This window comes from Stenotrophomonas maltophilia (assembly GCF_004920835.1).
In the GTDB taxonomy this organism is placed as follows: Bacteria; Pseudomonadota; Gammaproteobacteria; order Xanthomonadales; family Xanthomonadaceae; genus Stenotrophomonas; species Stenotrophomonas maltophilia_AQ.
In genome coordinates, this window is the sequence record NZ_QFHO01000008.1 from 114,673 (window position 1) to 133,029 (window position 18,357).

The window sequence follows — 18,357 nt, forward strand, 5'->3', positions numbered from 1 at the left end:
GCAAACTACTGTTGGGATTCATAGGGGGCGTTCGGTGAGCAAGGGCTCAAAAGTTCCATCAATCTCAGAGCTCTACCTCGCATTTCGCCAGGCGAAATCTGCGCTCTTCTTTGAGGGGCGCGGGGTTGGCCTTGTCGAGCTCGCGGCCTACGAAGAGAGTCTGCCTGACAACCTGAAATCGCTTCAGGCAAAGCTGTCTAATGGCAAGTGGTTCGATAAACTTCAGGTTGGCGAGGTGTGGATAGTGCCGAAGCGCTTCCATGCCAGTCCAGACGGCTCTGGTGAATCGCCCAGGGTTTTGTAGACAGTCGTCAGCCGTTTAGTGCGTACTGCTTCTCGAACTCTACCGGGGACAGCCCGTCGTTGGAACTGTGTCGCCGTTTTGGGTTGTAAAACAGCTCGATGTACTGGAAGACGTCGGCGCGGGCCTCGTCGTGATTGCTGTAGATCCTCCGCTTGATCCGCTCCCGCTTCAGCGGCTGGAAGAAGCTCTCCATCGCCGCGTTGTCATGGCAGTTACCTCGCCGACTCATGCTGCACACGATGTCGTGCTCGCGCAGGAAGCTCTGCCAGTCTTCACTGGTGAACTGCCTGCCTCGGTCGGAGTGAAGCAGAAGTCCTGGGGCTGGCTTGCGCCGCCACACTGCAGCCAACAGCGCCTGCAGAACCAAATCCGTATGCTGAGTTGGCCGGGTTGCCCATCCAACGACTTGGCGCGAAAACAGATCAAGAACCACCGCCAAGTACAGGAAGCCGTCGTACGTGCGGATGTAAGTGATGTCCGTGACCCACGCGCGATTTGGCTCACTGACTTTGAAGCCGCGAGCCAGGACGGTTTTGGCGACTGATCCGACTGGACCACTCAGTGGGCGCGGTCGCCGACCGTAGCCGACCATAGCTCGCAACCCCTCGCTCTTCATCAAGCGGGCCACGCGATGACGGCTACACGTCTCGCCAAGCTCGCGCAGATCTGTGGTCACTTTGCGGTGGCCATACACGGAGCCGCTTTCCAGCCAGCTGTGCTTGATCAGTCCCAGCAAACGCTGATCGTCTCTATCGCGATCGCTTGCCGGCTCTTTCAGCCAGGCGTAGTAGCCACTGCGATGGACTCCAAGCATCCGACACATCGCCGCGAGGCCGAACTGATCTGCGTGCTGCTTCATGAAGGCGTACTTTGCTCTTACCCCTTTGCAAAGTACGCGGCGGCTTTTTTTAGGATGTCTCGCTCTTCAGTGACCCGGCGTAGCTCAGCCTTGAGGCGGCGCACTTCCGCGTTCTGATCCTGCTCGACACGTCGGACAACATCGCCTTTGCCTAGTTGCCGCTTCCAGCCGTAAAGACTGTGGATCGACACGCCAAGTCGCTCGGCAACCTCCACTACCGGGCGGCCGTACTCAACGATCTGCCGGACCGCCTCGATCTTGAACTCATCGGTGTACCGCTTCGTGCTCATAACCACCTCCGCTTAAGCCATAGTTTATGGCTGCAAGGTGTCTACGGAACCCTGGGCGATTCAGTCCTGAGTAGCTCGCCGAATTATCCATTTGGCGGCGGTACTCTCTTCCGGGAGCCGAGCCGAGCCGAGCCGAGCCGAGCCGAGCCGAGCCGAGCCGAGCCGGGATGAAGTTAGTGCGTCAGGAATGGCCTACTTGAATGCGGGTGCTGGACTTGGAAGTTGAGTCTAAGCCTTCCTGCGATGTCTCTGACAGGGCCTTGTCCTGGGGGCTATTTGTGCTCAAATAGACATGCTCCAGTCCCTTTAACTGTGGCAGCACGCTGGTCATTACATGGAGTCGATGATGGGGCCGCTAGACGCAAATCCAATGCTCGTGGCCGCGGCGAGCGCTAAGGTGCTCACGTGCGCGGCGAACAGCAATTTGCCATGGATACCTATTGTTACCGGAGTTCTAGCTTTAATAGGCGCTGTCGCAGGTACTTGGATCAATGCGTATCTTACAAGGCGTCGCGAGGCTGATGCCCATGAGAGAGTCCGACTGGCTGACTTCCTCTATCTGGCGGTCACCGTATCCGCTACCTTAGATTCATTCGCTTCGCTATGTGCGGCAGTAGTGTCAGATGATGGAACACGTCATGGAGAGCGCGACTATTCGAATAGCCCGCAAGGTGAACTAGTCGTTCAAGTGCCCTCCCCGAAGCTCGATCTGTCAGGTTTGGACGTTGTGTGGAGGTCGATGCCAGTAGATCTGCTCGATCAAGTCCATAGTCTGCCTATCAAGCTCGCAAATGCTGAAGCCTATCTTGACTTCGTTGCAGAGTATGACGGCTCCGGTGATGGTAGTGACTACTTCTCAGACCGGCGATTGAGGTATGCAAAAATTGGCGTCGCCACGATTGAGGTGATTGCCGCGCTGCGTGCTCGCGCTGGTCTAAAGCCCCAGATTGACGAAGACGACACCACGATGCCGTTCCTTAGACAGCAGTTGCAGGAGCGGAGTAGGCTCGCGGAAGAAGCGCGTGAAAGGCAGAATGAATGGATGCGTGAATTTGCTGAGAAGTTAGAGCCTAACTGTTCTCCCAATAGTTAAGCGCGGTGCCGACGACTAGGCTGAGCCTATGTTTCGGGGAGCGAATCGCACAAATTAACACAAGCAGAGCAGGTCACCGGTCGCGGAGAGGGGATAGGTCGTCCTAGCGGGCCCCGACTTGATCTTGATCCTGAGCTGATAGTGTTCCTATCAAGCCTTGAACCGACGTCAACTCTTGTTCACGATAGGTGTCGGTTCATCATCTGGAGGGTACCTACAATGGACGTTGAGGCAAGAAATCGTTTATTGAGCGATATCGCGGACACCCTGAGAGGGGGGCGCGCGCCCGAACCAATATCTGTCCGCGAGCTCATTGGCTGGTTTGATGCGCTGCGTCGTGGCACTAACGTTAACTGGCTTGTTCGTCGTTCTCTGGAGCAGGCCGGCCTTGTCACCGTACCCGATTTTGAAAGTTCCCATATAGATGGACGGGTTCAGTTCGCATTGCCACAGGCGCTCGAAGTTCAACCGGAAGAGCGCCCCGAGAACAATGACCTGGAGCCAGCAGTGGAGCTTGCTGCACAGGAAGGCGCCGCGCCAGTCCAGTTCGTTGGTGGGGCCGGAGTGGAGCCTGCATATCGCGTCAGCCGCTTACTAGACCCAAGACTGAGGCTGGTCACAATTGGACCCGATGCCTCGCTTGAGGAGGCGGTGACTCTCATGCTTCGGCATGACTACTCACAACTTCCAGTCATGACAAATGAGCGGGATGTGCGAGGCGTTGTAAGTTGGGACAGCATCGGCCCAGCAATGACACTCGGGCATCCTATGCCTCAGTTTGTCCGAGAATGCATGCGACCACATGTTGAGGTTAAGGAGACAGACTCTCTATTTCAAGTCATCAACAGGATCATCGATAGCTCGTATGTTCTTGTTCGTAACGAGCGGCGCTCTATTAGTGGCATCTTGACCACCACTGATTTAAGTCAGCAGTTCCAAGACCTGGCTGAGCCATTTCTGCTAATTGGCGAGATTGAAAATCACATTCGCTCGTTGATTGATGGTCGATTCACTCAAGAGGAACTTGCAGAAGTGCGCAATGAGAACGATCCAGATCGAATGATTGAGTCTGTTGCGGACCTTACGATCGGAGAGCATATTCGGCTGATCGAAAACCCGGGGAACTGGGCCAGGCTAGGGTTAAAGGCCAATCGAGCAGTGTTTGTTCGAGAGCTTGACATCGTTCGGCAACTTAGAAATGACGTCATGCACTTCGATTCTGACCGGATAACTGACGTTGAGCGCGGGTCATTGCGGAACTTTGTTCAATTCATCCATGAACTGAAGGATAGGCAAGCTCCAGTCTTGGATCGATAGCTCTGTATCGACATCTTTCTCCCTGACCTGGGGTGACGATTTGCTTGTTGTCAATCTGGACTGGGGGGGGCAGGGGTGGTGGCCAAAGAATGATCTTAGTTGCTAAACGTGGAGGTAATTCGTTGCCCGCATCGAAGTTGGTGGGTAATGCGATTGGGTCATAATGGGGCTCTGATCCTGATGGGAATTATGTTGATTCGTGGGTTGGTCTAGAATGGTGGAATCGTTCGCATTAAAGCGAGAATATGTAAAAATCGAGGGGCTCGTGGCTAAGAAGAAAGTAACTGATCAACGCGTCGAATTCGCGGATAGCGTGAAGAGGGATATTGCATTTGAAGCGCACCTTTTCTGCGCTAATCCGACTTGTTGCCGCTTCACGTCCTATGGAACGACAACAGGAAAAGCTAGAGCGATCGCTGAAGCTGCTCATATTGTTGCTGCCAGTTCCCGAGGACCCCGTTCCGAAATGAGAATGACAGAGACCGAGTTGAAGTCTGCGGAGAACGGAATATGGCTATGCAAGAACTGCCATGGCCTCATCGACGATGATCCCAGTGCGTACCCAACACAAATGCTGCGGGATTGGAAGAGGGCGCATCAGACATTCGTTTCGAAGCTTGTTGGCAAGGACTTCGACATCGTTCATTTCGAATTGTACGCACGAAGCCGAAACGTGGCCCAACGCCATAGCTTCCTAGGTTACATCGAGGGAAGGCGTGTTTTTTTTGACGCGCTCGATGTAGAGTATCCTGATCAAGTTGCGACATCGTTGCTGGAGATAAGGGCTAGAATCACTGAGTCATCTGGTCACTTGTCTAAGGACGATTTCGCATGGAAGCGTATGCAACGGATGAGGAATGCGATCCAAAAGTTCCTTACGGCGAACCCGCATCTTGCTACGTTGAGGTGCGATGGTGGAGATCCTGCCTTCGGGAAGTTCTGTCGTGATCTCGCCTCTCTGCGGGTAGAAATTATCCCATTAGTTATCGAGATCGCAGAAGATCTTGATTACAAGCTTGGAAATGAGCTCCTGGACGCCTATCGGCATTTGCAGCTCTCCCGGCCGATTTCGCAAGTACCTTAGTTCTTAGCGATGCCCAGTGGTTCTGTACGGCGCGGGCTCGGTGGGGCGCCCAATGGGATGGCGGGAGCTCATTAGAATCGGAGGCCTGCCGAGGGTAGACTGCGCGGTTTGGCTCTTTGTTGATGGTCAACGGAGGGATGCTGGTTCTGTCTAGCGGTGGAGCTGTGGCGCTACTGGCATTAGCACCGCGACGTGAGCAGTGTGAAAACTCTGCACTGAGGGGCGTAGAAGTTTACATTCGAGGGGGCTCAGGCGGCTAGAACGCCCGCTTTACAGGTGCTATGGGGATTTGTTGTCACTTTTGGTATTCCCAACCGTTCTGATCGAACGGTCGCCTGCAGCAGAAAAGAAAGCCCCGCGATGCGGGGCTTTTCTTTTTCCGGAATCCATTCGGAGTTGTGCCCCGCAGCATCGGTTTTCGTGCACCGCGACTTGCAAACAGACAATTTCCTCCCCTATGGTGCAATCGATTGCATTGCTGTGAATCGTTGCGTTTGATACCGGTTGGGAGGCCGGCAGGTGGATGTCCATCCATTCGATCAGACCGGCCCCGGCGACGGGCCTCACGCGGCGCGATGCGCTGCGTCTCGCAGTTGCCGGCAGCATTGGCTTGGGGGCGGCAGGCATGCTCCCCGCATTCGCTGCCACTGCGCAACTCAAGGGCAACCTGAAGCATTCCGTCGCCCGCTGGACCTTCCCGCAGCTGTCGGTCGCCCAGCTCTGCACGACAGTGAAGGACATCGGTTTTGCCGCGATCGACCTGGTCGGTCCGGAGGACTGGCCGACGCTGAAGGCCAACGGCGTGTACAGCTCGATGTGCAACGGCGCGGAGCTGGGCCTGACCAAGGGCTTTGCTGGCCGCCAGTTCCATGACCAGTTGGTGGAACGCTACACGCGGCACATCGATCTGGTCGCCGATGCCGGTTATCGCAACCTGATCTGCTTCTCCGGCAACCGCAACGGCATGGACCCGAAGGAAGGTCTGGCCAATGCAGAGGCCGGCCTCAAGCGCATCCTCGGGCACGCCGAGAAGCGCGGTGTGGTGCTGGTGATGGAGCTGTTGAACTCCAAGGTCGATCATCGCGACTACCTGTGCGACCACTCCGCATGGGGTGTGGAGCTGTGTCAGCGGCTCGGCTCGGACAACTTCGGCCTGCTCTACGACATCTACCACATGCAGATCATGGAAGGCGACATCATCGCCACCATCGGCAAGCATCATGCCTGCTTCAAGCATTACCACACCGCGGGCGTGCCCGGCCGGAACGAGATCGGAGACCAGCAGGAGCTCCATTATCCGGCGATCTGCCGCGCAATCCGCGACACCGGTTTCAAGGGATATCTGGCGCAGGAGTTCATGCCTGCAGCGCCCGATCCCGTTGGCTCATTGCGCGAGGCAATCCGCCTCTGCGACGTCTGAAACGATATCCACCCAGGTGAGAAACCCATGGCAGATAATCACTACGACGCCATTGTTGTTGGCTCGGGAATCAGTGGCGGTTGGGCAGCGAAGGAGCTGACCGAAAAGGGCCTGAAGGTCCTGATGCTGGAACGCGGACGCAACATCGAGCACGTCAAGGACTACGTCAATGCGATGAAGGAGGCGTGGGACTTCCCGCATCGAAACCGGCCCACCCAGGCGATGAAAGCCGATTTCCCGGTGCTGATGCGCGACTACGGGCTGGCCGAAAACCTGGAAGGAATGTGGGCCAACGAGCAGGACTCGCCCTACGTCGAGACCAAGCGCTTCGACTGGTTCCGTGGTTACCACGTCGGCGGCCGCTCATTGTTATGGGGCCGGCAGAGCTATCGCTTCTCCGACCTGGACTTCGAGGCGAACCTCAAGGACGGCATCGCGGCCGATTGGCCGATCCGCTACGCCGATATCGCGCCGTGGTACGACCATGTGGAGAAGTTCGCCGGTATTGCTGGTACGCGTGAAGGGCTGGACGTGTTGCCGGATGGCGAGTTCCTGCCGCCTATCCCATTGAACATCGTCGAGAAGGACGTGGCCGCACGGATCAAAAAGGCATTCGGCGGCACCCGGCACATGATCCACTCGCGCACTGCCAACATCACCAAGCCCATGCCCGAGCAGGGCCGCGTCAACTGCCAGTACCGCAACAAGTGCATCCTGGGTTGCCCCTTCGGCGCTTACTTTTCCACCCAGGCAGCGACACTGCCGGCGGCGATGAAGACCGGCAACCTGACCTTGCGGCCGTTCTCGATCGTCAAGGAAGTGCTCTACGACAAGGACCGCAAGCGTGCCCGCGGCGTGGAGGTCATCGACGCCGAGACCGGCCAGACCTACCAGTACACCGCCAAGGTCATCTTCCTCAACGCCTCGTCGTTCAACTCGACGTGGCTGTTGATGAACTCGGCCACCGATGTCTGGGACGGCGGGCTGGGCTCCTCGTCGGGCGAGTTGGGGCACAACGTGATGGACCATCATTTCGGTGCGGGTGCCTCCGGCCGCGTCGAGGGATACGAAGACAAGTACTACTTCGGCCGTCGTCCGTGCGGTTTCTACATTCCGCGGTTCCGCAACGTCGCGGCCGACAAACGCGGCTACCTGCGCGGCTTCGGCTACCAGGGCGGTGCCAGCCGCACGGGGTGGTCGCGCGAGATCGCCGAGCTCAACATCGGTGCCGACCTTAAGGAAGCGCTGACCGTGCCGGGCGACTGGCGTATCGGCATGACCGGCTTCGGCGAAATGCTGCCGCACCACGACAATACGATCCGCTTGGACCGGGAGCGCAAGGACAAGTGGGGGCTGCCGGTACTGGCGATGGACGTTGCCATGCGCGCCAACGAACTGGCGATGCGCAAGGACATGGCCGCCGATGCCGCAGAGATGCTGGAAGCGGCCGGCGTCAAGGACGTGAAGATGCATGACAACGACTATGCCCCGGGCAAGGGCATCCACGAGATGGGAACCGCGCGGATGGGACGTGATCGGAAGAGCTCGGTGCTGAACCAGCACAACCAGGTCTGGGATGCGCCCAACGTGTATGTCACCGACGGTGCCTGCATGACCTCCAGCGCCTGCGTGAATCCTTCGCTGACCTACATGGCGCTGACGGCCCGGGCCGCCGACCATGCGGTGCGCGAACTGAAAGCGGGGAACCTCTGATGGATCGCCGTGAACTGTTGAAAATGATCGTCGCCGCCACCGGTGCGGCCATGGTCGGCCTGCCTGCGCTCGTGCAGGGGCAGGCCCCGGCCGCCACTGCGAAGATCCATTTCTCCGACGCCGATGTCGGCACGCTGGACGAGATAGCCGAGACCATCCTGCCGCGGACCCGGACGCCAGGCGCGAAGGATGCCGGCGCCGGCCTGTTCATGGCGACGTTCGTCAGCGACTGCTACACCGCCCGGCAGCAGGCGACGTTCCGCGCCGGCCTGGCCGACATCGACAAACGCGCCGGCGGCCGCTTCGTGTCGCTCACGCCAGAAGCCCGCACCGGGCTGCTGCGAACGCTGGACGCCGAAGCCAAGGCACGTCATGCCGATGTGACCGAAACCGGTACGCCTGAAGAAGGCGAGGCGATGCCACACTACTTCACGATGCTAAAGCAGCTGGCTATCTTCGGCTTCTTCACCTCCAAAGTCGGCGCGACCGGGGTGCTGCAGTACGTTGCGGTGCCGGGGCGCTACGACGGCGACCTGGCCTATGTTCCCGGCACGCCCGCGTGGGGGACCAGCTGATGGAGCGCAACAGGATGATCAAGCCTCTGCTGATCGCGGCTGCCGTGCTGGTTGCCGCACCTGCGTTCGCGCAGAACGGTGCCGACGCTGCACGCGATCCGAAGAAGACCGAGGTGTGGACGCCAGTGCCTGCGACCGTGGCTACGCCGCCAGGCAAGGCACCGTCCGATGCAATCGTGCTGTTCGATGGCAAGGATGTCTCCGCGTGGGAGGCGGAGCAGGGCGGACGCGTGCCCTGGAAGGTTGCCGATGGCGCCATGACCGTCGTGCCCGGCAGCAAGGGTATTCGCACCAGGCAACGCTTCTGCGATGTCCAACTGCATGTCGAGTGGCGCACACCCGCCGACACGAAGGGCTTCGACGGACAGAACCGGGGCAACAGCGGCATCTTCCTGCAGGAGCTGTATGAGCTGCAGGTGCTCGACAGCTACAACAACCCGACCTATGCCAACGGCCAGGCAGGCTCGGTCTACAAACAGGCGATGCCGTTGGTGAACGTCTCGCGCGCACCGGGTGAGTGGCAGGCCTACGACATCCTCTGGAAAGCACCGCGCTTCTCGGCGGGCGGCGGCCTTGCGTCGCCCGCGCGCATCACGGTGCTGCACAACGGCGTGCTGGTGCAGGACGACACCGTGCTGGCAGGCAAGACCGAATACATCGGTGCGCCTTCCTACGCGCCACATGGGTGTGCGCCGCTCTACCTGCAGGAGCACGACTCCAGGGTCAGCTACCGCAACGTCTGGGTGCGCGAGCTGTAGTGGCACGCGGCCGGCGTGGTTGCCGGCCGCTTACTTCGCCAGGTAGCTGGCGATGTCATCGATTTCCTGCTGCGACAGCTGGGAGAAGGGCGGCATCAGCCCGCCGCCCTTGCTGATCTTTTCCTTGATCTGCGCGGGTGCCATGCGCTTGCCGATATCGGTGAGCGCCGGGAATGCGCCCGGCATGCCCGCGCGATCCGCACCATGGCAGGCCACGCAGTTCGCGGTGTAGAGCTTTGCACCGGCGGCCGGGTCATCCTTGCACCATGCTGCTGTCGCAAGGCTCATGCCGCCCAGGGCCGCCGCCATTGCCAGGATCATTTTCATGTGGGGCTCCTTGATGCGTCAGCGCCGCGCATGGGCAGGCGCTTTGGTGGTCAGGTGTTCACGCAGATAGTCCGCACCGGTCTGGACGACCTTGGCCGGATCGCGTGGCTGGTCGTGCTCGATGATGTACCAGTGCACGCCGGCGGCTGCCGCAGCAGGCAGGATCGCGTTCCAGTCCAGCACGCCCTGGCCCACCGCAGCGAATCCGCCTTCGTCTTCGGCCTGGTCCTTCGGCGCATTGTCCTTGGCATGCACGGCGAACATGTGGCCGCGGAATTTTCCCAGCATCACCGCCGGATCCAGGCCCGCACGCGCGACCCAGGCCAGGTCCAGCTCGGTCTGCAGGTCGGGGCCGGCCGCGGCGAACAGCAGTTCCAGGCCCGTCCTGCCGTTGAAGTCGACCAGCTCGAAGTCGTGGTTGTGGTAGGCCAGGCGCATGCCCTTGGCCCGCACCTGCCTGGCGATACTGCCCAGTTCCTGGCCCAGCGCGGTCCAGCCTGCGGCGTCGCTCGGGCGATCCTTCTTGTCCAGGTACGGTACCACCAGCGTCGTGTTGCCGATTGATCGGTTGAAGGCGACCACACCGTCCAGGTTGCTGCGCAACTCGGCCAATGGCACGTGCGATGAGATCGCCTTGATCGAATACCGGTCCAGCAGCTGCTTGAGTTCCGTCGCGCTGGTGTCCTGGGTGCCGACTGTTTCCACCGCGTGTACGCCAGCGTCGTGGACGATCTTCAACTGCTGGTCGAGCGAGCCGGCGTTGCGCAGGGTGTACATCTGCACCGCGATCGGTTTCTGCGTGCTGGCGGCTTCGCCTGCGAAGGTGGGCAGGGCAGTGAGCAGCAGGACGAGACTTGCAGTTCTACGGACAAGGGTTTTCATCTACAGATCCTCCCGGGTTTTCAACCGATGGCAGTCCAGGCGCGCGACCTGGCCGATGCAATGACACGATCGACGATCTGCGCCGAGCGCAGCCCATCTTCGAAGGTCGGCAGTCCCTGCGGGCGCTCGCCGTTGATGGCGAGATAGGTATCCGCAACAAATGCTTCGAAACACTGCGCGTAGCCCTGCGCGTGACCGGCCGGCAACACCGACAGCCGGCGTTGCTCGGCACTGCCGGCGCCGGGCCCACGCACGAAGATTTCCTCGCGCTGGTCGGGCAGGCCGATCCACAGCCGCTCGGCGTCTTCCTGGTTGAACGCCACGCTGGCGTTGGCGCCATCGATCTCGAACCAGAGGCGATTGCGGCGTCCGGCCGAGACCTGGCTGACCGTCAGCGCCGCCAGCGTCCCGGCGCCGGTTCTGAACAATGCCGCCGCCACGTCCTCGCTCGTCACCGCCTGCATCGGGCTGTCCCCCGTCGGCGTGCTGAAGCTCTGACCGGTGTCGGTGCCACGTTCGGCGATCACGGTATCGAACGCCGCGCTGACTTCGGTGAAGCGCTCGCCGCTGACCCATTCCACCAGGTCGCACCAGTGCGAGCCGATGTCGGCGAACACGCGCGATGCGCCACCCAGCGCCGGGTCCACGCGCCAGTTGTTGCTGGCAGGGTCCAACAGCCAGTCCTGCAGGTAGCTGCCGTGGATCAGATGCAGCGGCCCCAGATCGCCTTGGGCGATGCGTGCGCGCGCCTCGCGCACCACCGGGTGGTAGCGGTAGACGAAGGGCACCGTAGCAACCAGTCCGGTCGACGCGGCCAAACCTGCCAGCGCCTGCGCATCTTCCAGCGTGGTGGCCAGCGGCTTCTCGCAGATCACGTGCTTGCCGGCTTCCAGCGCAGCCTGCGCCATCGAGCGGTGCAGATGGTTGGGCGTGCAGACGTGTACGACCTGCACCTGCGGATCGGCGACCACCTCCTCGATGTTCCGGTAGGCGCGCGGCACATTCCACGACTGCGCTGCCTCACGCGCGCGCTGCGGTGACGAGGCCGCCACGCCGCATACCTCGGCACCAGCCAGCAATGCCGCACGGCGATGCACGGTACCGATCATGCCGGCGCCGATGATGGCGATTCCAAGCTTTGGCATCGGCTGCGGTCCTCAAGGCGTGGAAGGTGTGGCCGCGGCGGCAGGCCGCTCGCGGAACAGCAGCAGGAAGGCGACCAGCACGACCAGTGCAACGCCGGCCGGGAACAGCCAGATCTTCTGCCAGTCCGGCCCTGCGGCCGTCGTGTAGTGCTCGACCACCGCGCCGGACAGGAAGGTGCCGATCAACATGCCCACGCCGTAGGTGGCCAGGGTGATGAAGCCCTGCGCGCTGCTGCGTGCATCAGGGCCGGCATGCGCATCGGTGTAGATCTGGCCGGTGACGAAGAAGAAGTCGTAGCAGATGCCGTGCAGCACGATGCCGATCACCAGCAGCGAGAAGCCGCCACCCGCATCGCCGAAGGCGAACATGACGTAGCGAACCACCCACGCGGCCATGCCGACCGCCAGCATCGTCTTCACCCCCAGCCGCACGAACAGCAACGGCATTGCCAGCATCAGCAGCACTTCGGAGACCTGGCCCAGCGATTGCAGGCCGGCCGCGCCGCGCACGCCCAGGTCGTTGAGATATGGGTTGGTGAAGTTGTAGTAGAACGACAGAGGGATGCAGATGGCGATGGATGCCAGGAAGAACACCAGGTAGGCGCGCGACTTCAGCAGCCGCAGCGAGTCCAGCCCCAGGATCTGCCCCAGTCCAGCGTCACGCTGCTGTGCCAGAGGCGGCGTATGCGGCAGGGTGAACGCGTACAGGCCCAGCGCCAGCGAGGCCATCGCCGCCATCTGGAACGTGAGCTCCAGACGATGCGCCTGTTCCCAGCCCAGCCAGCCGATCAGCACGCCTGCCACGATCCAGCCGATGCTGCCGGCCACCCGCACCAGCGGGAACTGTTTCTCGGGCGACTGCATGTGCCGCATCGCCACGCTGTTGGCCAGCGCCAGCGTGGGCATGAACAGCAGCATGTAGCCCATGACGTACGCCGAGAACATGCTGAAGCTGGTGGCCGTGGACGCCAGCCACATCAGCACAGCGCCGGCCAGGTGCAGCACCGCGAGGATGCGCTGCGCGGCGAAGTAGCGATCGGCGATCAGGCCGACCAGGAAGGGCGCGACAATGGCGCCGATGGACTGGCTGAGGAAGGCCGTTGCCACCTGGCTGGCGCTGGCCTGCAGCGGGCCCTGCACCAGGTACGTCCCCAGGGTGACGAACCAGGCCCCCCAGATGAAGAACTGCAGAAACATCATCGCGCCCAAGCGCGACATGGTGTGCGTCATGGCTTGCCCTCCCAGGGCGGTAATGGCTCAGATCCCCAGCATGCGGCGCAGTGAGTGTGGGGCCGTGCCGCTGTCGGCGAAATCATCGAAGGCACGCTCGGTTACCCGGATGATGTGGTCGCGGATGAACGCGGCACCTTCGCGTGCGCCGTCCTCGGGGTGCTTCAGGCAGCACTCCCACTCCAGCACCGCCCAGCCCGGGAAGTCGTACTGCGCGAATTTCGAGAAGATCGCCTTGAAGTCGACCTGGCCGTCGCCGAGCGAACGGAACCGCCCCGGACGATCAATCCAGTCCTGGTAGCCGCCATAGACACCACTGCGCGCGCTCGCGTGATACTCCGCGTCCTTGACGTGGAAGATGCCGATGCGATCGTGATAGCGGTCAATGAAACCCAGGTAGTCCATCTGCTGCAGCAGCAGGTGGCTGGGGTCGTAGAGGATCTTCGCGCGTGGGTGCTGATCCACCACATCGAGGAAGCGCTCGAAGGTCGCGCCGTCATGCAGGTCTTCGCCCGGATGGATCTCGAAGCACAGGTCCACGCCGCAGGCGTCGAAGGCATCCAGGATGGGGCGCCAGCGGCGGCCGAGTTCGGCGAAGGCTTCTTCCACCAGCCCCGGTGGACGCTGCGGCCAGGGATAGAAATAGGGCCAGGCCAGTGCGCCGGAGAACGTGGCATGCGCGGTCAACCCCAGGCGCTGGCTGGCCTTGGCGGCCAGCAGCAGCTGCTGCTCCGCCCAGGCCTGGCGGGCGGCCGGGTCGCCGCGCTTGTCTGCCGGCGCGAAACCGTCGAACAGGCTGTCGTAGGCGGGGTGGACGGCAACCAGCTGCCCTTGCAGGTGGGTGGACAGCTCGGTGATCTGCAGGCCATGCCCGCCCAGCATGCCAGCGAGGTCGTCGCAGTAAGCCTGGCTGCGCGCGGCCTCGGCCAGATCGAACAGGTGGGGCGCGCTGGTCGGTACTTGTAGGCCAGAATAGCCCAGCGCCGAGGCCCATCCGGCCAGCGTGTCCAGTCGATCAAAGGGAGGTGTGTCGCCAATGAACTGCGCCAGGAACAGCGCTGGACCCTTGAGCGTCTTCAAGATGATTCGCCCTGATGCAATCGATTGCATTACCCTAGCATGGGCCTCCTGCAGACCCGTTGTGCACTGCACAGCGGCTGGAACAACGTAACGCCATGGCAACCATCTACGACATCGCAAAGCACGTTGGCGTTTCCGCTGGCACGGTGTCGCGTGCGCTTTCGCGGCCGGACAAGGTGCTGCCGGCCACCCGCACGCGCATCGAACAGGCGGCCGCTGCCCTGGGCTATGTGCCCAACACGGTCGCCCGGACGCTGAAGACCCAGCGCAGCGGCAAGATCCTGGTCACCGTCCCGGACATCGCCAATCCATTCTTCGCGCAGATCCTGCAGGGCGCGGAGGACGCGGCGCAGGCGGTCGGTTACGCCGTGCTGCTGGGCGATACCCAGAATCTGCCCGAGCGCGAGGAGCGCTACGCGCAGATGCTCCGGCGCAACGAGGCCGACGGCCTGATCGTGCTGGGGCACCGCCTGCCGCCGACGGCCCACGAGATCGTCCAGCAGCGGGGCACCGCTGCACCGGTGGTCAATGGCTGCGAATTCGATCCCGCGCTGGGCATCCCCAGCGTGCACATCGACAACGCGGCCGCCGCGCGCGCGGTGATGGACCATCTGTATGGACTGGGGCACGAGCGCATCGCCGTGGTCGGCGGACCGTCCGACAATCCGCTGCACCAGCAACGGATGGAAGGGGTCCGGGCCGCCGCCAAGGCGCGTGGCCGCCTGCGCCAGCTGGGCATCGTGCCGGGCGATTTTTCCCTGCAGTCCGGCCATGCGGCTGCGCAGGGGCTGTTGGCCTCGGCCGCCGCGCCGACGGCGATTTTCTGCTTCAGCGACCAGATGGCGCTGGGCGCCCTGGCGGCCTGCCGGGATCTGGGCATCCGCGTGCCGGATGACCTGTCCATCGTCGGCTTTGACGATCTGGCATCGTCGCGTTACCTCACGCCGCCGCTGACCACCATCCGGCAGCCCATGCGCGAGATCGGTGAGCGCGCGGTCAGCCTGCTGCTCGCCATCATCGAGCAGGTCGATGTGCCGCTGCAGCAGACGCTGGATTTCCGCCTGATGCTGCGCGGCTCGACGGCTGCACCCAGGAACGGCTGAGGGCGGTGCGGGGCAATGGACGTGCGGCCGCCGGCCCGCGCCGTTGCAGCCAGCAACCCTTGATCCGGAATTGACGCGAAGCTGTCAGACTCGGCACAGGCAGCCCGCCAGGCTGCCAGGGGGGAACGTGCGATCGCTCAAGGGGGTCGGCCATGCCGTTCTTGATTGACGCGACGGAAGTCGCAGTCGAGGGCATCGGCGCGGCGCGGCGCATCGGCTGGATGCGCTTCGTCGGCAATGGGCTGGGGGCGATCCCCATCGCTTCGATCATTCTCGAACGCCAGGATGGCGCCTGGGCGTGGGTACTGTTGCTGCTCAACGCGTTGGCGTGGCCGACGCTTGCACTGCTGCTGACCCACCGATCCCGCCAGCCCGCAGTGGTCCAGTTCCGCTGCATGGTGGCCGACTCCTTCTTCGGCGGCGGCTGGATCGCCTTCATGGCGCTGAGCGCGGTCCCCAGTGCGTTGTTCGCCGCGCTGCTGGTCGCCGACAAGATCGCTGCCGGTGGCGTGCGGTTGGCGATGCGGGCGACGCTGGCACTGGTGCTGGGCTTTCTGCTCAGCTGGTGGGCGCTTGGATTTCCCTACCAGCCCATCTCCTCGCAGCGCACGATCGTGCTGAGCGTGCCGTTCCTGTTCGTATATGGCATCGGGCTGAGCATCCTGAGCTGGCAACTGGCACGCCGGGTCAAATCACAGAACCGCCAGCTGCAGCGGCTGAGCCGGATGGATCCACTGGTGGAGCTGGCCAACCGTGGCTTTCTGATCCTTCGCGCGCAGCAGGTGCTGGACAAGGCGCAGGGACAGGGTGGATTCGCCTGCCTGCTGATGCTCGACGTTGACGACTTCAAGCGCATCAACGATTCACATGGGCACCGGGCCGGGGATGAGGTGTTGCGGCAGATCGCCGCCACCTTGCGCGAATTCGCGCGCCCGGGCGACATACCGGCACGGTTGGGTGGCGACGAATTCGTGGTGCTGCTGCGTGATTGCACAACGCGTGATGCGATGCATGTGGCCGAGCGGATCCGGCTGCATCTGCTCGAAGCGGCAAGGCAGGTGGCACCGGGCGTGGAGTTCAGTGTCAGCATCGGTATCGCGGCGACGCCGGGCCAGGGCACCGTGGAAGACTGGTTGGCCACGGCCGACAAGGCTCTCTATCACGCCAAGCGCCAAGGCAAGAATACGGCCAGCTGGGCGGACTGATATACGGCACCGCACGCCGTGCGCATGCGGGTATCAGAGCGCTCGTTCCCAGACCTGGCCGAGCAGATCGTGGCCAAAGCTGTGGTGGGGTTCTTCCTGCACCAGCTGGAAGCCTGCGCGTTCGTACAGGCGCCGGGCATCGGCCAGCACGCTGTTGGTCCAGAGCGTCATCCGCGTATAGCCGGCGGACGCCGCAAACGCGATGCACTCTTCCACCAACCGGGCGCCGATGCCCATGCCGCGCGCGGTGGCATCCACATAGAGCAGGCGCAGCTTGGCGGTGCTGTCGTCCTGCCTGACCACGAACACCGAGCCCACCATGTCGCCGTCCTTCTCGGCGATCCAGCAGCGTTCACGCGCCGGGTCCAGTTCGCGCAGGTACCTGGCAACGATCTCCGACACCAGCGCTTCGTACTCCGCATTCCAGCCGAATTCGCGGGCGTACAGCGCGGACTGCCGCGAGACCACCAGCCCCATGTCGCCCGGCCGCGGGTCACGCAGCAGGTACGAGGGAGACCTGTCGCCCAGCACGCTTTCGATCTGGCCCATGGCCGAAAGCAGCATCAGCTGTGCCGTCTCGGGCAGCGTCGCCAACAGCTCGGCCATTTCCCGCCGCGAGGTTTCTTCCAGCGGCGCGAACACGCTGTGCCCAACCGGAGTCAGGGTCAGAACGACCACGCGCGCATCCCCGGCCGAGCGGTCCTTGATGAGATAGCCCTGCCGCTCGAACCTGGCGATGACCCGGCTCACATAGCCGGCATCCAGGCCCAGCTCGCGGCACAGGTCCGAGGGCGACAACGGTGCGTGGTGGGCCAGTTCGTACAGGATGCGGACTTCGGTGAGGGACAGGCCACTGCGCAGGAGCGATTCCTGCAGTACGCCGATCTGCCGGGTATAGAAACGGTTGAAGCGCCGCACTGCATCGGCGCGTTCGGAAAGCGTACCCGTTGTCATGGCCGATCCACTTGTTTGACTTTGTCAAATAATTACTTGCCCAAGTCAAATAATCAAGGGGTAGGCAGCTCCGTGCTGCGAGCGTCGCCCGGCCCCGGCAGCGGCTATGCGCTGCTGCATGCACAGCGCAGTAGCGCGGCGGCCAGCGCGGGATGCTGGCCGCGCATGGCCAGCTGCAGGGCGGTGATCGGCATGCCTAGTTCCAGCGCGACGAAGGCCAGGCCCGGCCGATGCAGGGTCTGCATCGAGGCCGGCACGATGGCGATGCCCAGGCCCGCTGCGGCCAGGTTGATGGCCGAGGCCACCTGTGGCGCTTCCTGCTGGATGGTGGGGGTGAAGCCCTGGCTGCGGCAGGCAGCGACGACATCGGCGCTCAGGCCATAGCCGGATTTCCGCGAGAACAGGATGAAGCGCTCATCGCGCAGCTCGGTCAGTGCGATGCCCGCCCGGCAGGCCAGCGGGTGTTCGGCCGGCAGTACCGCCACCAGTGGTTCGGCGCTGAGCTGCTGGATCACCAGCTCGCCGGGATGCGAGTACGGTGGGCGCACGATTACCGCGTCCAGTTCGCCGTCGTCCAGGCGCCGGATCAGGGATTCACTGCCGTCTTCGACCAGTTGCAGCTGCACCGCCGGATGCGCCTGCCGGAACCTGCGCAGCAGGGCGGTCACCGCGTCGTTGTATGAGGCCGATTCGGTCAGCCCCAGCGTGAGCGTGCCGACCTCGCCGCGTGCAGCGCTCAGCGCCTGTTCCTTGGCCTGGTCGACGCGCGCGAGGATGTCCACTGCAGCCGCCCAGAACACGCGGCCAGCGTCACTGAGCACGATGCCGCGTCCCTGGCGATGGAACAGCGGCGTGCCGATCTCTTCCTCCAGGGCGCGGATCTGCTGCCCGAGCGGTGGCTGGGCGATATGCAGGGCCTCAGCGGCCTTGGTGAAGCTCTGCAGTTGGGCGGTCATGACGAAGTAGCGCAGGTGGCGCAGTTCCATTGGAACCTCAGGCGTTCTGGTGCTGTACGAAC

18 protein-coding genes are annotated in these 18,357 nt (G+C 62.6%); 10 read left to right on the forward strand and 8 right to left on the reverse strand.

The window, feature by feature from the left end; genetic code table 11:
* The first annotated feature begins 34 nt into the window (after positions 1-34).
* Positions 35-304, forward strand: a complete 270-nt coding sequence (locus tag DI041_RS08215) for a hypothetical protein (RefSeq protein ID WP_136638406.1) — start codon at positions 35-37, stop codon at positions 302-304.
* Positions 305-311: 7 nt separating this feature from the next.
* Here the strand turns inward: DI041_RS08215 and DI041_RS08220 are convergent.
* Positions 312-1,453, reverse strand: a protein-coding gene (locus DI041_RS08220) for an IS3 family transposase (RefSeq protein ID WP_136638407.1) whose coding sequence is annotated in 2 segments (ribosomal slippage) — positions 312-1,216 and positions 1,216-1,453 — 1,143 coding nt in all. Because the reading frame shifts where the segments join, the coding sequence is not laid out codon by codon here.
* A gap of 334 nt (positions 1,454-1,787) precedes the next feature.
* Between DI041_RS08220 and DI041_RS08225 the strand changes: the two genes are divergently transcribed.
* From DI041_RS08225 to DI041_RS08255, 7 genes are all read left to right on the forward strand, one after another.
* Positions 1,788-2,546 carry a hypothetical protein gene (locus DI041_RS08225; RefSeq protein ID WP_136638408.1) on the forward strand — a complete coding sequence of 253 codons (759 nt, stop codon included), beginning with the start codon at positions 1,788-1,790 and terminating at the stop codon, positions 2,544-2,546.
* 219 nt (positions 2,547-2,765) lie between these two features.
* The gene (locus DI041_RS08230) at positions 2,766-3,863 is read left to right on the forward strand and encodes a CBS domain-containing anti-phage protein (protein WP_136638409.1); all 1,098 of its coding nucleotides are present in this window, start codon (positions 2,766-2,768) and stop codon (positions 3,861-3,863) included.
* Between the two features lie 265 nt (positions 3,864-4,128).
* Positions 4,129-4,947 carry a DUF6650 family protein gene (locus DI041_RS08235; RefSeq protein WP_169050324.1) on the forward strand — a complete coding sequence of 273 codons (819 nt, stop codon included), beginning with the start codon at positions 4,129-4,131 and terminating at the stop codon, positions 4,945-4,947.
* Positions 4,948-5,470: 523 nt separating this feature from the next.
* Positions 5,471-6,367 (forward strand): hydroxypyruvate isomerase family protein, encoded by an 897-nt coding sequence (locus tag DI041_RS08240; RefSeq protein ID WP_211195185.1) that lies wholly within the window; start codon positions 5,471-5,473, stop codon positions 6,365-6,367.
* 27 nt (positions 6,368-6,394) lie between these two features.
* Positions 6,395-8,080, forward strand: coding sequence for a GMC oxidoreductase (locus DI041_RS08245; protein WP_046985709.1), 1,686 nt, complete (start codon positions 6,395-6,397; stop codon positions 8,078-8,080).
* Positions 8,080-8,655, forward strand: coding sequence for a gluconate 2-dehydrogenase subunit 3 family protein (locus DI041_RS08250; protein ID WP_046985710.1), 576 nt, complete (start codon positions 8,080-8,082; stop codon positions 8,653-8,655). Before DI041_RS08245 ends, DI041_RS08250 begins: the two co-directional genes overlap by 1 nt.
* Before the next feature lie 14 nt (positions 8,656-8,669).
* Positions 8,670-9,413 carry a 3-keto-disaccharide hydrolase gene (locus DI041_RS08255; protein WP_248298438.1) on the forward strand — a complete coding sequence of 248 codons (744 nt, stop codon included), beginning with the start codon at positions 8,670-8,672 and terminating at the stop codon, positions 9,411-9,413.
* Positions 9,414-9,443: 30 nt separating this feature from the next.
* Here the strand turns inward: DI041_RS08255 and DI041_RS08260 are convergent, their stop codons facing one another.
* Genes DI041_RS08260 through DI041_RS08280 form a run of 5 tightly spaced genes read right to left on the reverse strand, consistent with a single transcriptional unit; the run spans position 9,444 to position 14,077 of the window.
* Entirely contained in the window at positions 9,444-9,740 is a 297-nt protein-coding gene (locus DI041_RS08260; RefSeq protein ID WP_046985711.1) for a c-type cytochrome, read from the reverse strand.
* Between the two features lie 18 nt (positions 9,741-9,758).
* Complete coding sequence (locus DI041_RS08265) at positions 9,759-10,622, reverse strand: sugar phosphate isomerase/epimerase family protein (protein ID WP_136638412.1); 864 nt, start codon at positions 10,620-10,622, stop codon at positions 9,759-9,761.
* Between the two features lie 20 nt (positions 10,623-10,642).
* The gene (locus DI041_RS08270; protein WP_136638413.1) at positions 10,643-11,767 is read right to left on the reverse strand and encodes a Gfo/Idh/MocA family protein; all 1,125 of its coding nucleotides are present in this window, start codon (positions 11,765-11,767) and stop codon (positions 10,643-10,645) included.
* 12 nt (positions 11,768-11,779) lie between these two features.
* Positions 11,780-12,997, reverse strand: a complete 1,218-nt coding sequence (locus tag DI041_RS08275) for a nucleoside permease (protein ID WP_136638414.1) — start codon at positions 12,995-12,997, stop codon at positions 11,780-11,782.
* 27 nt (positions 12,998-13,024) lie between these two features.
* A complete protein-coding gene (locus tag DI041_RS08280; RefSeq protein WP_136638415.1) occupies positions 13,025-14,077 on the reverse strand; it encodes a sugar phosphate isomerase/epimerase family protein in 1,053 nt (350 codons plus the stop codon).
* A 95-nt stretch (positions 14,078-14,172) separates the two neighbouring features.
* Between DI041_RS08280 and DI041_RS08285 the strand changes: the two genes are divergently transcribed.
* Together DI041_RS08285 and DI041_RS08290 are read left to right on the forward strand one after the other, a co-directional pair.
* Positions 14,173-15,180, forward strand: coding sequence for a LacI family DNA-binding transcriptional regulator (locus DI041_RS08285; protein ID WP_136638416.1), 1,008 nt, complete (start codon positions 14,173-14,175; stop codon positions 15,178-15,180).
* A gap of 152 nt (positions 15,181-15,332) precedes the next feature.
* A complete protein-coding gene (locus DI041_RS08290) occupies positions 15,333-16,385 on the forward strand; it encodes a sensor domain-containing diguanylate cyclase (protein WP_136638417.1) in 1,053 nt (350 codons plus the stop codon).
* Positions 16,386-16,418: 33 nt separating this feature from the next.
* Here DI041_RS08290 and DI041_RS08295 read toward each other — a convergent pair whose 3' ends face one another.
* Both DI041_RS08295 and DI041_RS08300 read right to left on the reverse strand, forming a co-directional pair.
* Positions 16,419-17,339: a bifunctional helix-turn-helix transcriptional regulator/GNAT family N-acetyltransferase gene (locus DI041_RS08295; RefSeq protein WP_046985717.1), complete on the reverse strand. Its 921-nt coding sequence runs from the start codon at positions 17,337-17,339 to the stop codon at positions 16,419-16,421.
* Between the two features lie 104 nt (positions 17,340-17,443).
* On the reverse strand, positions 17,444-18,325 hold the full coding sequence (locus tag DI041_RS08300) for a LysR family transcriptional regulator (RefSeq protein ID WP_136638418.1): 882 nt from the start codon (positions 18,323-18,325) through the stop codon (positions 17,444-17,446).
* Positions 18,326-18,357: the final 32 nt, after the last annotated feature.